This window comes from Halioglobus sp. HI00S01 (assembly GCF_001635445.1).
Taxonomy (GTDB): Bacteria; Pseudomonadota; Gammaproteobacteria; order Pseudomonadales; family Halieaceae; genus Halioglobus; species Halioglobus japonicus.
Genome location: NZ_LWEE01000030.1, coordinates 147,946 through 161,842, shown reverse-complemented (window position 1 = coordinate 161,842; position 13,897 = coordinate 147,946). Strand labels below are relative to the sequence as shown.

The window sequence follows — 13,897 nt, the reverse complement described above, 5'->3', positions numbered from 1 at the left end:
CTTGCCTTCGAATGTGACCGGGTTCCGGGATTCCGCCATGGGGCTAAGCTATTGTCATCACTACAGCTTTTTCTTCAGCTGGTAGAGCAATTCCAGGGCGGCCCGGGGGCTCAGATCGTCGATATCCAGATCCTGTAGGGACTCGACCACCGGATGGGGGCCGGCGCTGGCAAACAGGTCGACCTGGGGTGAGGGCGGAACAGGGCTGACTGTGCGAGCCACAGGTGCCTCCGGCGCCCCTTGTTCGAGTTCCTGCAGTTTGTGACTGGCGGCCTGCAGCACGGGGCCGGGAATACCCGCCAGCTTGGCGACCTGCAGGCCAAAACTGCGGTTGGCCGGGCCCTCCTGAATGTGGTGCAGGAACACCACGTGATCCTGGTGCTCGGTGGCATCCAGGTGCACATTGGCCATCGTCGGACAGGTGTCCGGCAGTGTCGTCAGCTCAAAGTAGTGGGTGGCAAAGAGTGTAAATGCCTGCACGCGTTGCGCCAGTTCAACAGCCGCCGCCCAGGCCAGGCTGAGGCCATCGAAGGTGCTGGTGCCGCGGCCAACCTCATCCATCAGCACCAGTGAACGCGGTGTGGCATTGTGCAGAATATTGGCGGTCTCGGTCATCTCCACCATAAAGGTCGAGCGCCCGGAGGCCAGGTCGTCCGAAGATCCGATGCGGGTAAAGATACGATCCATGGGCGCCAGCCGGGTCGTGGTTGCCGGCACAAAACTGCCGATGTGGGCGAGCAGGGCGATGACCGCATTCTGCCGCATGTACGTCGACTTACCGCCCATGTTCGGGCCGGTAATGAGCAGCATGCGGCGCTTGCTGTCGAGCAAGGTGTCGTTGGCGATGAACGGTTCCTCGAGGACTTGCTCGACGACCAGGTGACGTCCCTGGCTAACCTCGAACACCTGGTCCTCCACAAATTGTGGCCGGCACAGGCTGAGGTTCTCGGCGCGCTCGGCCAGGCAGGCCAGCACGTCTATTTCGGAGACCGCTGCAGCGGTGTCCTGCAGCTGCGCCAGCTGTTCGTTGAGGCGGTCAATAAGCGTGTCGTACAGTGCTTTTTCCCGGGCCAGGGCCCGGCTCTTGCTGGACAGCGCCTTGTCTTCAAATTCCTTGAGTTCGGGGGTGATAAAGCGCTCGGCGTTTTTCAGGGTCTGGCGTCGAACGTATTTGGCGGGTGCCTGGTCTGACTGGGAGCGACTGATCTCAATGTAGTAACCATGAACACGGTTATAGCCCACCTTGAGAGTGCTGATGCCAGTAGTCTCGCGCTCGCGCTGCTCAATTTCCAGCAGGTAATTGCCGGCCCCGGTACTGATTTCCCGCAGCTCGTCGAGCTCGGCGTCGTAGCCATCGGCAATAACCCCGCCGTCGCGGATGACTACCGGCGGGTTCTCAATGATGGCGCGGTCCAGTAGCTCCACCAGCTCTGGGTAGTCGCCCGCCTGAAGGCTTAGTTGTGCCAAAAGCGGGGCATCACAATGACCCAGTTCGGAGCGCAGCGGCGGCAGGGCCGCCAGGGAGCTGAGCAGTCGGGTCAGGTCCCTGGGGCGAGCTGAGCGCAGCGCAACACGGGCCAAAATACGTTCCATATCTCCGATGGGTTTGAGCTGCTCGCGGACGGTTTCGTAGTGATAGTTGGCGCACAGCGCTGCAATGGCATTCTGGCGCGCTTCAAGGGTAGTGATATCGGTCAGTGGGCGGTGCAGCCAGCGCCGCAGCAGGCGGCTGCCCATGGCGGTGACGCCTTTGTCCAGCACCGAAAACAAGGTGTTGGTCTCACTGCCACTCATGTTGATGTCGATCTCGAGATTGCGGCGGGTAGCGGCATCGAGAATGACACTCTCGGCGCGGCTCTCGTGGCTCATGCTGCGCAGGTGCGGCAGATTGGAGCGCTGGGTGTCTTTCACATACTGTAGTAGACAGCCCGCAGCCCCGATGGCCAGGTCCAGGCCATCGCAACCAAAGCCCTGCAGGTCATGGGTCTGGAACTGAGTGTTGAGGGCGCGCCGGGCACTTTCCGTGTCAAACTCCCAGGCCGGTTGGGCGCGGGCGCCACTGCGTTCACTGACCAGCGTATGGCCGATGGTGTCGCAGTAGAGGGTCTCGGCGGGGTTGAGGCGTTGCAGCTCTCCGGCGAGGGCCTCTTCGCCACTCACTTCCAACACGCGAAAGCGCCCGGTGCTCAGGTCGAGGTAGGCCAGGCCGTAGTCTTCGCCGCTGTGATTCAGCGCCAACAGCAGATTATCCACCCGCTCATCCAGCAGGGCTTCGTCGGAAACTGTGCCGGGCGTCACCACGCGCACAACTTTGCGTTCCACCGGCCCTTTACTGGTCGCGGGGTCGCCGATCTGCTCGGCAATGGCTACCGAAACGCCGGCTTTGACCAGACGCGCCAGGTAATTCTCGGCGGCGTGGAAGGGCACACCTGCCATGGGAATGGGTTCACCGGCAGACTTGCCCCGTGCCGTAAGGGTGATATCGAGAATCTCCGCCGCTTTCTTGGCATCGTCGTAGAACAATTCATAGAAGTCACCCATGCGATAAAACACCATGTCGCGAGGGTGTTCTGCCTTGATGGCCAGATACTGGACCATCATGGGTGTGTGGCCGGATTTGTCTTTTGTTTTGGTGGTGTTGCTCAAAATATGTACTGTAGGCGGGCAGGTGACACTAGCCGCCTACAGTACCAGCTTAGCGCCGACGCTGGAACTCCCGGCGCTGTACTGGCCGATTCGCCTCCATGCGCGAACCGTGGGCCCTGGCCTGGCGAGCCCGCTCCAGGTCGCGCTGGCGGTTCATGTTGCTCGGCCATTGGTGCGGTTGGTTAGTGGTTGGTCTATGCATATCCCGGGTAGTGGGTTTGTGCATATCCCTGCTGGCGTTATGGGAGCGGTCCTGGGTGGTCGGCTTCTGGTGGTCGCGTTGACCGACCTTACTGTAATCACGCTGAACCGGTTGGGTGGGCTTTTTGTTGAGCTCCTTGTCGGCCTTCCATTGTCCCTTGTCTAGAGACTCCCACTTGTTGTTCACGTCGCGCGAGATCTTGCCATCGCGGTCGGCCTAGACATTGTTCTTCAGGTTCTTGTTGGACCGGGCCTTTTTCACATCGCGCTGCGCTACGCCGGGATCCGCCAGGTTGTTGCGATTCTCTTTGCGGGTATAGAGGTTGTCGCGGCGCAGGCCGTCGCGATTTACTTTTACCTCATTGCGCTTGATCTTGTTGCCGATATTGGTGCTGTTACCGACGTTAACGCTGTTGCCGATATTGATGTTGCCCGTATTGATCACGACCGGGCCACGATAGCCCCCGCCGTACCAGCCGTGGCCGTGGTGATGGTGGTGATAACCACCGCGCCAGCGTGCGCCAAAGCTGAAAATGAGTATAGAAGTCAATCACTGTCCCGCCACTGTCGTGCCGCTTGCGCAGTGCTCTGTGTCCTTCGTGCCTAATATCGGTATAGTAAGTGTTTGTGTCCTCCCAACGGTAATAATTTGATATGGATTGGCAGGCAATGCTCACGGACTTTCGCAGCGATGACCTGATCTACTGGTTTGTGCCGCTATTCTTTGGCGCCCTCGCGCTTGAATATGCATACAGCCGCACGCAGCGTCTTGAGCTGTTCGAGACGCGCGATACCAAGGCATCGTTGTGGATGGCGGTATTCGTCGCATTCGTCGACATTCTGCCAAAGCTGTTTTTCTTTGTGGTGATCTACCAGCTGCACGAATGGTCACCGCTCAAGGATGTAGTCCAGCGCCAGTGGTGGGCCTGGGCGCTGTTGTTTGTACTCGATGACTTCACCTATTACTGGATGCATCGTGCCAACCATGAAGTGCGGCTGTTCTGGGCCGGACATGTCAGCCATCACTCCGCGGTCAAAATGAACTATGCGACAGCGCTGCGCCAGGGGGTGGGTGAGCGCATCCACAAGTACATGTTCTGGCTGCCGCTGCCATTGCTGGGCTTTGATGCCTTGATGGTATTTACCATGATGAGTATCAACCTGTTTTACCAGTTCTGGATTCACACGGAATTGGTCGGTCGTCTGCCGCGGGCGTTGGAATACGTGTTCAATACGCCTTCCCACCACCGCGTGCATCACGCCTCTAACGTTGCCTACCTCGACCGCAATCACGCCGGGGTGTTGATTGTTTGGGATCGCTTGTTTGGTTCGTTTACCGCCGAGCGCGAGGGCGAAGCGCCGGTATATGGGCTGACCAAAAATATTACGTCGTATCGACCTGTAGATGTGGCGACCCATGAGTATCGGGCGCTGTGGCATGACGTAAAGCGGGCTGAACGCTGGCGGGACAAACTGCGCTATGTGTTTTTCGCGCCGGGCTGGAGCCATGACGGCGAAGACCGGCGCAGCAATACGCTGCGCCGGCAGGCTCAGGACGCCGCAGCGGCGTCCGTCGTGTAACCAGGGTTAGCCTTCGAAGGCTTTGACTGGTGCAGAAACGCCCGGGGCATCGGTGCCCTTGAGGTGGGCGAGCATGGTGTCCGCGTCGGACACTTCAAACGGATCGGTGGGGCAGTTGTCACCGAAGTCCGGCTCGACAAACATTTTTTCGATAGTGCCGTCATTGACCAGCATGGAGTAGCGCCAGGAACGCATGCCAAAGCCGAGGTTGGATTTGTCTACCAGCATGCCCATCTTGCGGGTGAACTCACCGTTGCCGTCACCCAGCAGGGTGATCTTTTCGTTGCCGATGTGTTTGCCCCACTGGAACATGACGAAGGCATCGTTTACTGACACACAGATAATGTCGTCCACACCCTGGGCCTGAAACTCTTCGTACAGCTCCTCGTAGCGGGGCAGGTGGTTGGACGAGCAGGTCGGGGTGAACGCGCCAGGCAGCGAGAACACGACTACTTTTTTGCCGGCAAACAGGTCGGCGGTGCTCGTGTCCTGCCAGCGGAAAGGGTTAGGGCCTTCTACCGACTCGTCGCGTACGCGGGTCTTGAAGGTGACGTTGGGTACCTGAGTAATAGCTGCCATGGTGATCTCCTGTGATCAGTGAATGTATGTGTTTAATCTAGGCTATCAATCGGGGATATTCCAATTGCATTTGACAATGATGGTTCTCGGATTTAACTATGGCTCTCTGTGCCTGCCCGCCGAAGAACAGATCTGTCAGGAGTCGGTCTGGTCGGCGATGACAGCGTGGCGTTCGGTGCGACCAGCCGGTTGCAGTCAAGGTTATTCCTAGACGATAAATCAGACTTATTGGCGGCCATTCATGCAATTAATTGGCTCGATTACTGACAATAGTTTTTACTTGGGTACGCCACTGCTACTATGCAGTCCCTTTGGTCGAAACTATGGAGATAACACATGGCGAAAAGCACAGTCACTCTAGAGGAATTCCACGCTCTGGTAGGAACCAAATTCGAGCCCGGCCCCTGGATTACCATCGCCCAGGACCGCATCAATACCTTCGCTGACTGCACCGAAGACCACCAGTTTATTCACATCGATGAAGAGGCCGCCAAGCAGACTCCCTTTGGCGGCACCATCGCCCACGGCTTTCTGACCCTGTCGATGTTGGTGAAGATGATCGAAGAGGTCGGTGTCATGCCGGATAACATTGTCATGGGCATGAATTATGGCTTTGACAAGATTCGCTTCCTGTCGCCGGTGCGCGCGGGCAAGCGTGTTCGCGCCAATGTCGAACTGTTAAGCCTCACCGAAAAAGAAGGCGGACGATTGCTGATCAAGCAGGGCATTTCCGTGGAAATCGAAGGCGAGGAAACACCCGCCCTAGTTGCTGAATGGCTCAACATGGTGGTTTGTGCCTGATTGGCGCTCACCCCGATTCAAGAGGAAGTAGAAGTATGACAATTCGTTATGACGGCCAGGTGGCCATTGTTACCGGTTCTGGACAGGGCCTGGGTCGCTGCCATGCGATCGAGCTGGCGGCGCGCGGCGCCAAAGTGGTTGTGAACGACTTGGGCGGCGCGACCGACGGTACCGGCGGCTCCAGTGAAGCGGCGCTTGCCGTAGTGGCCGAAATCGAAGCGGCAGGTGGCGAAGCCATTGCCAACGGTGCCAACGTGGCCAAGTTCGACGAGGTGGAAGCCATGGTCCAGCAGGCCATGGACAAGTGGGGCCGGGTCGACATCCTGATCAACAATGCCGGTATCCTGCGTGACAAGAGTTTCGCCAAGGGGTCCCTGGACGATTTCAAGATGGTGGTAGACGTGCACCTGATGGGCACGATCAACTGCACCAAGGCCTGCTGGGACATTATGCGACAGCAGGAGTACGGCCGTATTGTTGTGACTACTTCTTCATCCGGGCTCTACGGTAACTTCGGGCAGACCAACTATGGCGCCGCCAAGCTGGGTGTTGTGGGTGCCATGAATACACTTGTTCAGGAAGGCGCGAAGTACAACATCAAGGTCAATGCTCTGGCGCCCACCGCGGCGACTCGCATGACCGAAGGCCTGATGCCCCAGGAGGCGCTGGATCTGCTGGTACCTGAGAAAGTGACTCCTGCGGTGTTGTATCTGGTGAGCGAAGAGGCTCCTACCCGCACCATCCTGTGTGCAGGTGCAGGTGGCTATTCAGTCGCTCGCATGATTGAGACCGAAGGTGTTTACCTGCCCGAGGGCCAGCAAACGCCAGAGGCGATTGCCGCCAACTGGGATGCGATTACCGATCCCGCAGGCGAACGCGCGCTGCAGGCAGGCGGAGAGCAGGGCTTCAAATTTGTCGCCAAGGCCGCAGAGGCGCTCGGCATCACCGGGGAGTAAGTGGCATGAGAGCAGTAATCTGCAGCGAACACGGTCTGCCTGAAAAATTAAACCTGGCACAGGATTGGCAGGCGCCAACACCCGGTGAGCACGAGATTCTGGTGGATGTGAAGGCCGCGGGCCTCAACTTCCCCGATGTACTGATGATCCAGGGCAAGTACCAGATGCAGCCCGATATGCCGTTTATTCCCGGCGGCGAGTGCGCGGGTATTGTGCGCGAAGTGGGCGACAAGGTGACCCGCTATCAGCCCGGTGACAAGGTCATCTTTGCGGGCGGCACTGGCGCGTTCTGTGAACAGGCTGTGGCGCATGAATTGGCTGCATTCCCCGTGCCGGAGACGCTCAGCTTTGAGCAGGCTGCCGGTGTCTGCATCACTTACTTCACGTCTTATTACGCGCTCAAGCAGCGAGCTGAGCTCAAGGCGGGTGAAACCTTGCTGGTGCTGGGCGCGGCTGGCGGCGTGGGTTCGACGGCGGTAGAGCTTGGCAAACTGATGGGCGCCAAGGTGATTGCGGCCGCCAGTTCCGAAGAAAAACTGGAGCTGTGCAAAAAACTGGGCGCCGGAGAGGTGATCAACTACTCCGAGGTGGACCTGAAGACTGCGGTCAAGGAACTCACTGGTGGCAAGGGCGTGGATGTGATCTACGACCCGGTCGGCGGCGACTACGCCGAACCAGCTGTGCGCAGCATGGGCTGGAATGGCCGCTATCTGGTGATTGGCTTTGCCAGCGGCCCGATTCCTGCGATTCCCCTCAACCTCACACTGCTCAAGGGCTGCTCTCTGGTAGGGGTGTTCTGGGGCCGGTTTGCAGGTGAGGAACCCGCGGTGCAGATGCAGAATGTGGAAGAACTCTGGAAACTGTTTGAAGAAGGTAAGCTGAACCCGGTAGTCACCGATTGCTTCCCTCTAGAGCAGTACGAAGATGCCTTCAACTGTCTGATTGATCGCAAGGCCCGTGGTAAAGTTATCCTCACGACATAAACCGTGTAGGAGAAAAGTGTGAGGCGTTATCGCGATGAACTGGTCCTGTTGGCAGGGCTGCTGACGGCCTTTGCCCTGACCGCGAGTATTTCGTTGCTCGGCAGATGGTCGCTGTGGAGTTCGATCGTGGTGCTATGCCTCACCACTTTTTATTACAGCTACACCTTTTTCCACAGCGATAACCGTGGCCTTAAACTGTTCCTTTTTCTGGTCCAGGCGATTCTGGTCATCTTCTATTTCGCGTTGATCTACCGTTCCTTCGGGATTATCGACAGCGCTACCGGGCAGACGATTAGCCCCGAGTGGCTGGACGCCATGTATTTCAGTGTCGTCACCTGGACGACCCTGGGCTATGGGGATTTCCGGCCTGTCCACGATGCCAAGATCTGGGTCATGGCCGAAGCTCTGCTGGGCTATGTGTTCATGGGTATTTTCGTCGCTAAAATTCTCTATATGCTCCGTGGCGACGAAGACACATTGGCGGTTGAAGAAGCCTAGGCTTTCCCTACCAGGTGCTTGATCGATGGAGTACCTGCAAACCGTTACAAGAGGTAATGCCTGTGACGACGATACACACATTCACGCTGTTTACTCTGATGGTATTCGGAATGCATGCTGTCGCCGGCCCGGAACAGTTTGTCGCTGGCGACCTGATTGAAGGCTACGGTCCCATTGCCCGGGTAGACGCTCCCAGACTGCCTGCGGGCGCCGCTATGAAGGTGATGTTTAACGTGACCCACGGCGCGGACGAGGGTCAATATAATCGCAGCTTCGATAACGGAGCCAGCTATATGAATCTGCAGTACTGGGCCGGTGTGCCGGTCGACAAGATTCATGTCGCCTTTATTGTTTCAGGGCCAGCGCATCGCGATATTCTCAATGATCAGGCCTTCGGTAGTACCAACCCAAGCGCGCCGCTGGTAAAAGCACTGTTGGCGAAGGGCGCGAAGTTCTATTTATGCGGCCAGTCTGCCGCCTACCGCGATGTGTCAGCTGATGATGTTATTAAGGGGGTGGAGATAGCGCTGTCAGGCAGTACCACCGCCACCTTGTTGCACCAGCAAGGGTATGCATTAAGCCCGTTTTAGTCTGCGAACGTACGCTGTTACGCACCGCATTGAGTGAGCGGTTATTGACGCAGAATCAGCGTGTCGCCGCGCTGGGTGAACTCAATGTGCTTCAGGAAAGACATACCCAATAGGATTTCTTCCATTTGTAGGCCGGTGGCAATGCCCGCCTGTACGCCCCGCAATTCGATATCGCCCACGGCCACACTGTCCAGTGTTGCGGCGTAGCTGGTGGACATGCCGTTAGCGGTCTGCGTGCGATAAGGACGTCCGCGGGGAATGCCCAGCCGTCGGGCAACTGGCTCGGGAATGGCTACGCCGGTAGCGCCCGTATCGAGCATAAATGTCACCGGCTGGCCGTTAATCGTGCCATTGGTGACGTAGTGGCCGAACCGATTGCGTTGCAGAACAACCTCGCGCGCGCCGCCTTCGCCAATGCGGGTGTCCACCCGTTGATTGGGATTGAATTGCTTTTCAAGTACATCGCCGAAGAACAACACCCCTAGGCCGAGCAAAACCACCCAGGCGAGGATCATCATGCCCGCGCCCATGCGTTTTTGCTCTTGAATGCCAGGGTGTTGGCTCACGACTGCGTCCGGGTTTACTTGAAGTCAGCGGCGCTATGGCGCTCGGGAACCTGGCGCGCTTCGTCGCCCCAGCGCACATTCACGCGCATGCCGCGGTCAACACCTGGGCGCGCTTCGAGTGCGTTCGCCCAGCGCATAACATGTGTGTACGACTCTACCTGCAGGAACTCCTGGGCGCTGTATAGCTCGCCTGTTACCAGCTTGCCGTACCAGGGGAGGATCGCCATATCCGCCAGGGTGTATTCGTTGCCAATCATGAATTCACGTTCGGCCAGATTGCGGTCTAGCAAGTCCAGTTGGCGCTTGACCTCCATGGTGTAGCGATTGATGGGATATTCGAATTTGGCCGGCGCGTAGGCGTAAAAGTGGCCGAAGCCGCCGCCGAGGAAGGGGGTGGCGCCCATCTGCCACATCAGCCAGGACATGGTCTCGGCGCGTGCCGCGCTGTCGGTCGGCAAAAACGCGCCGAATTTTTCTGCCAGATAGACCATGATGGCGCCTGATTCGAATACGCGCACCGGAGTGTCGCCACTGCGGTCGACCAGTGCCGGAATTTTGGAATTGGGATTGGCCGCCACAAAGCCTGAGCTAAACTGGCCGCCCTCGAGAATATTCACAATCCAGGCATCGTATTCCGCTTCGCTAATGCCTTTCTCCAGCAATTCTTCCAGCAGTACGGTGACCTTCTGGCCATTGGGTGTGCCCAGCGAGTAAAGCTGCAGAGTGTGTTCACCCACGGGCAGTTCCTTGTCGTGGGTAGCGCCTGCGATGGGGCGGTTGATCGAGGCAAACTTACCGCCGCTCTCGGCGTCGTGCGTCCATACTGTGGGTGGTACGTATTCGGTCATGTAATTTTCCTGCGTAGTAAACCGTGAAGGCCCGCTGCCTCCAGCGATAAAGTATTCAATGGGGGCAGACTAGTGTGAAGTCAACGCTGACAGCTTTCTTTCGTATAAGCGCTGTCGCTGGTCGTCGGTTGCGTATTCGCGCGCCCTGGAGAGCATGCGTTCTGCCTGGTCAATCTCTCCCAGCATATACGAGGAGCGCGCTTGACCAAAGTAGCCGTCGTGCATATAGGGGGCAAGACTGGAGGCACGCTTGTACAGGGCCCTGGCCTGGCGGTAGTCGCCCTGGTCAAATGCAGCGTTGCCAGCGGCCAGCCAGTTCACCGGGCTGGGATCCTCGAGGGCCAGTAATTGGCGCCCCAACTGCTCGGCTTCCTGTTCCCGGGCCTGGGCTGCCAGCAGTAGCTGGTAATTTTTCAGTAGCGAGACATTGTCCGGGTTGCCGGCAATGGCGTGAAGGTAGATTTTCTCGGCACGCAAAGTGTCACCCACCCGGCGATGTAATACGCCCATCATGTTGAGACCATCGGGATGTTCCGGTGCCAGTAGTAGCGATTGCTGCAGCAGGGCAAAGCTCCGATCATTCTCTTGCTCGACCAGCGCCTCTGCCGCGAGATTCCTGTAGAACATTGCCAGATACTGATTGCGGCTGATGTTGCCCACGAAGACCTCGTCGCCCGACGGGAAATAATCAATGGTGACCCCGGCGGGGCGCAGTATTAGTGACCCCACTTTTGCCCGGGTGGTGGGGGTGTAGATAAAACTACGGACATGCTGTTGTTTGAGCGCGGTGGCCCCTTCCAGGCTATAGACCGGAATCGATTCAACCTGCTGGAACTGTACTTCAACGTCGACCAGTTCAGCCAGGGCGGTAGTGAGAATAGCCAGCGACAAACAATTACCGCGCTGTTGGGCGAACGTATTGGTGGCGGTCAGCGTGTCGTCGTAGAAGGTAAACACTTCGCCAAAGGAGGTAATGAAATCCGCAACTCTGCGATGCCGCGACAGGTCAGCGCGTTGCGGGTCGTGAAAATAGCTTAGGAATTCGGTGCGCTGCCTTTCGTCGAGGGTATGGATGGCGGTGGTGTCGGGTATGTCTGCCACGGGGGTAAACAGGGCGTAGTCGGAATAGGGGGCCACCGAGGTAGATACCTGGTGCGATACGTCGCTAGAGGCACAGGCGCCCAGTAACAGCCCCAGACCGATTGGCATCAACATGCGGGTGATCAACTTCATCGCGCTTCCCCCTCTCAGGCGTGACAGAGTGAGCTTACACCTCGCGATGCGCCGCGACCAGTGCATCCAGCAGCGCCTGCACGACCTGTGACGGTGGTGGCGAGCGACGCACGATTGCACTGAATTCACAAACGTACTGGAACGTGTCTGGCAGCAGCGGACGCATCACACCCTTGGCGACAAAGGTGTCTGCATAATGTTCAGGTAAGTAACCAATGTAGCGGCCTGACAACACCAGGTGCGCTACCGCTTCCTGGTCATGGGCGGTGGCGTGGCGCTCCAGTCCGATACTGCGGCTGGCCTCCATGTTAGGTGAATGGTAGCCAATGCCCACATAGCGGCAGGCGCGTACCTCGGCAGCGGACAGATCGCCGCCGGCGCGTTCGAACAATGGGTGTTCACGCGCGCAGTACAGATACATTTGTTCCTCAAAGAGCTTGAAGTAATCCAGGCTGGAGGAGGGGCGATGGTTGGGGATAATGCCGAGTTGGTAGCGCCCTTCCATGACCCCGCGTTCAATGGCATTAATGGGCTCAACGCAGATTTCCGGCTCCACCTCCGGGGCGCGTCTGTCGAATGCGGCGAACGCGCGATGAATGTGGCAGTCGGGGTTGGACGCAGTCTTATCGAAAATGGCGATAGATAGATGCCCCGTCAGGGCCTGGTGAAGGCCTTTGACGTCCTGCTGGAATTCATCCATCGCAATCATGATTTTCTGGGCGCTTGCATACACCTGCTCACCCTCGGGCGTCAGCGAAAATCCGCCACGGCCGCGTCGGCACAGCGTGACCCCCAGGCGGGTTTCCAGATCCTTGATGTGTCGGGAGATAGTGGAGCGGTTGATGTTGAGTTCTAGCTCGGCTGCAGCAAATCCGCCGCAGCTGACCACAGCCCTGAATACACGTAACAATCGCAGGTCGTTATCGGTGACGTTTCCCAGTAGTGCTTTTCGCGCCATCAGTCCGCCTTTGACTAAAAGTTGCAATATACTGAAACTTTATATTTATAGTTAATGATTTATGCAACTTAAAGTGGCACGTAAACTGCGCGTTTTTACGTTGAGACCTACGCCATGACCAGTATGACCGATATCCAGCCGCCACTGACTCGAGAGGAACTCGAAGCGCACTGGATGGCCTACACCGGTAACCGTCAATTCAAAGACGATCCCCGCATGCTGGTGGGGGCGCAAGGCGCCTACTACTTCGACGACAAGGGTAGGCGTATTTTCGACGGTCTGTCTGGCCTGTGGACCTGCGGTCTGGGCCACAATCGGCCTGAAATCGCCGACGCTGTCAGCGAGCAGTTGCGCACGCTCGATTACACCCCGGCGTTTCAATATGGCCAGCCCAAATCCTTTGCCATGGCAAACCGATTGAAAGAGTTGACGCCGGAAGGACTCGATTACGTGTTCTTTACTAACTCTGGCTCTGAGAGTGCCGATACCTCGCTGAAAATGGCCCGGGCCTATTGGCGTCTGAAGGGGCAGGCTACCAAGACTAAATTGATCGGCCGGGCCAAGGGCTACCATGGCGTGAACTTCGGTGGAATTTCGGTGGGCGGCATTGGCGCCAACCGCAAGCTTTTCGGTACTGCGGTAGACGCTGATCATCTGTCGCACACCATGATTGCCGGCAATGAATTTACGCCCGGCATGCCCAGTAGTGGCTGGCAGTTGGCTGACGAGCTCAATGAGTTGATTGCACTGCATGATGCCTCGAATATCGCGGCGGTGATTGTCGAACCACTGGCGGGCTCTGCGGGGGTCATTCCTCCCCCGGCAGGTTACCTGCAGCGCCTGCGCGACATTTGCGATGCCAATGACATTCTGCTGATTTTTGATGAAGTGATTACTGCTTTTGGCCGCATGGGTGCAATGACCGGCGCTGAAGCGTTTGGCGTAACGCCTGATATCATGAATGTGGCCAAGCAGGTGACTAACGGCGCTATTCCGATGGGTGCCGTCATTGCCAGCAACGAGATTTACCAGACATTTATGGCCCAGGGCGGCCCTGAGTACATGCTGGAATTCCCACACGGCTATACCTATTCTGCCCACCCGGTGGCCTGCGCCGCCGGCCTGGCCGCACTGGATGTGCTTGAGAAAGAAAAACTGCCGCAGCGGGTGGCCGAACTGGCGCCATATTTTGAACAGACCCTGCATCAACTCAAGGGGCAGCCGCATCTGACGGATATCCGCAACTACGGCTTTGCCGGCGGCCTGACCTTCGCGGCCTATCCCGGCGAACCCGCCCGGCGTCCTTATGAGATCGCCATGCGCATGTGGGAGAAGGGGTTTTATGTGCGTTACGGTGGCGACACCATCCAGCTGGGTCTGCCGTTCATCACTGAGAAGGATGAGATCGACAGCCTGGTCAGCGCATTGGCTGATACCCTGACCGAACTGGCGTAAGC

15 protein-coding genes are annotated in these 13,897 nt (G+C 57.8%); 7 read left to right on the top strand and 8 right to left on the bottom strand.

Annotation, left to right across the window (positions count from 1 at the left end):
- Positions 1 to 60: 60 nt before the first annotated feature.
- From mutS to A3709_RS07420, 3 genes are all read right to left on the bottom strand, one after another.
- The gene (gene mutS / locus A3709_RS07430) at positions 61 to 2,601 is read right to left on the bottom strand and encodes a DNA mismatch repair protein MutS (protein ID WP_066052398.1); all 2,541 of its coding nucleotides are present in this window, start codon (positions 2,599 to 2,601) and stop codon (positions 61 to 63) included.
- Positions 2,602 to 2,695: 94 nt separating this feature from the next.
- The gene (locus A3709_RS23075) at positions 2,696 to 3,034 is read right to left on the bottom strand and encodes a hypothetical protein (protein ID WP_156507606.1); all 339 of its coding nucleotides are present in this window, start codon (positions 3,032 to 3,034) and stop codon (positions 2,696 to 2,698) included.
- Between the two features lie 30 nt (positions 3,035 to 3,064).
- Positions 3,065 to 3,397 (bottom strand): hypothetical protein, encoded by a 333-nt coding sequence (locus tag A3709_RS07420; RefSeq protein WP_066052392.1) that lies wholly within the window; start codon positions 3,395 to 3,397, stop codon positions 3,065 to 3,067.
- 119 nt (positions 3,398 to 3,516) lie between these two features.
- Between A3709_RS07420 and A3709_RS07415 the strand changes: the two genes are divergently transcribed.
- Positions 3,517 to 4,428 (top strand): sterol desaturase family protein, encoded by a 912-nt coding sequence (locus A3709_RS07415; RefSeq protein WP_197484111.1) that lies wholly within the window; start codon positions 3,517 to 3,519, stop codon positions 4,426 to 4,428.
- Between the two features lie 6 nt (positions 4,429 to 4,434).
- Here the strand turns inward: A3709_RS07415 and A3709_RS07410 are convergent, their stop codons facing one another.
- Positions 4,435 to 5,007: a peroxiredoxin gene (locus A3709_RS07410; RefSeq protein ID WP_066052385.1), complete on the bottom strand. Its 573-nt coding sequence runs from the start codon at positions 5,005 to 5,007 to the stop codon at positions 4,435 to 4,437.
- A 336-nt stretch (positions 5,008 to 5,343) separates the two neighbouring features.
- Here A3709_RS07410 and A3709_RS07405 point away from each other — a divergent pair, with 336 nt between their 5' ends.
- The 5 genes from A3709_RS07405 to A3709_RS07385 all read left to right on the top strand — a co-directional run bounded on the left by A3709_RS07405 (position 5,344) and on the right by A3709_RS07385 (position 8,835).
- Complete coding sequence (locus A3709_RS07405; protein ID WP_066052382.1) at positions 5,344 to 5,808, top strand: MaoC family dehydratase; 465 nt, start codon at positions 5,344 to 5,346, stop codon at positions 5,806 to 5,808.
- 35 nt (positions 5,809 to 5,843) lie between these two features.
- Positions 5,844 to 6,764 (top strand): SDR family NAD(P)-dependent oxidoreductase, encoded by a 921-nt coding sequence (locus A3709_RS07400; RefSeq protein ID WP_066052379.1) that lies wholly within the window; start codon positions 5,844 to 5,846, stop codon positions 6,762 to 6,764.
- A gap of 5 nt (positions 6,765 to 6,769) precedes the next feature.
- On the top strand, positions 6,770 to 7,747 hold the full coding sequence (locus A3709_RS07395) for an NADPH:quinone oxidoreductase family protein (RefSeq protein WP_066052376.1): 978 nt from the start codon (positions 6,770 to 6,772) through the stop codon (positions 7,745 to 7,747).
- Positions 7,748 to 7,765: 18 nt separating this feature from the next.
- On the top strand, positions 7,766 to 8,245 hold the full coding sequence (locus tag A3709_RS07390; RefSeq protein ID WP_066052373.1) for a potassium channel family protein: 480 nt from the start codon (positions 7,766 to 7,768) through the stop codon (positions 8,243 to 8,245).
- Between the two features lie 62 nt (positions 8,246 to 8,307).
- Entirely contained in the window at positions 8,308 to 8,835 is a 528-nt protein-coding gene (locus A3709_RS07385; RefSeq protein ID WP_197484110.1) for a DsrE family protein, read from the top strand.
- A 41-nt stretch (positions 8,836 to 8,876) separates the two neighbouring features.
- Here the strand turns inward: A3709_RS07385 and A3709_RS07380 are convergent, their stop codons facing one another.
- The 4 genes from A3709_RS07380 to A3709_RS07365 form a co-directional block, all read right to left on the bottom strand.
- On the bottom strand, positions 8,877 to 9,401 hold the full coding sequence (locus A3709_RS07380; protein WP_231871120.1) for a TIGR02281 family clan AA aspartic protease: 525 nt from the start codon (positions 9,399 to 9,401) through the stop codon (positions 8,877 to 8,879).
- A gap of 14 nt (positions 9,402 to 9,415) precedes the next feature.
- Positions 9,416 to 10,249 carry a glutathione-dependent disulfide-bond oxidoreductase gene (yghU, locus tag A3709_RS07375; RefSeq protein ID WP_066052365.1) on the bottom strand — a complete coding sequence of 278 codons (834 nt, stop codon included), beginning with the start codon at positions 10,247 to 10,249 and terminating at the stop codon, positions 9,416 to 9,418.
- A gap of 69 nt (positions 10,250 to 10,318) precedes the next feature.
- Entirely contained in the window at positions 10,319 to 11,482 is a 1,164-nt protein-coding gene (locus tag A3709_RS07370; RefSeq protein WP_066052363.1) for a tetratricopeptide repeat protein, read from the bottom strand.
- Between the two features lie 34 nt (positions 11,483 to 11,516).
- A complete protein-coding gene (locus A3709_RS07365) occupies positions 11,517 to 12,440 on the bottom strand; it encodes a LysR family transcriptional regulator (protein ID WP_066052360.1) in 924 nt (307 codons plus the stop codon).
- Between the two features lie 114 nt (positions 12,441 to 12,554).
- Here A3709_RS07365 and A3709_RS07360 point away from each other — a divergent pair, with 114 nt between their 5' ends.
- The gene (locus tag A3709_RS07360; protein WP_066052357.1) at positions 12,555 to 13,895 is read left to right on the top strand and encodes an aspartate aminotransferase family protein; all 1,341 of its coding nucleotides are present in this window, start codon (positions 12,555 to 12,557) and stop codon (positions 13,893 to 13,895) included.
- Positions 13,896 to 13,897 lie beyond the last annotated feature (2 nt).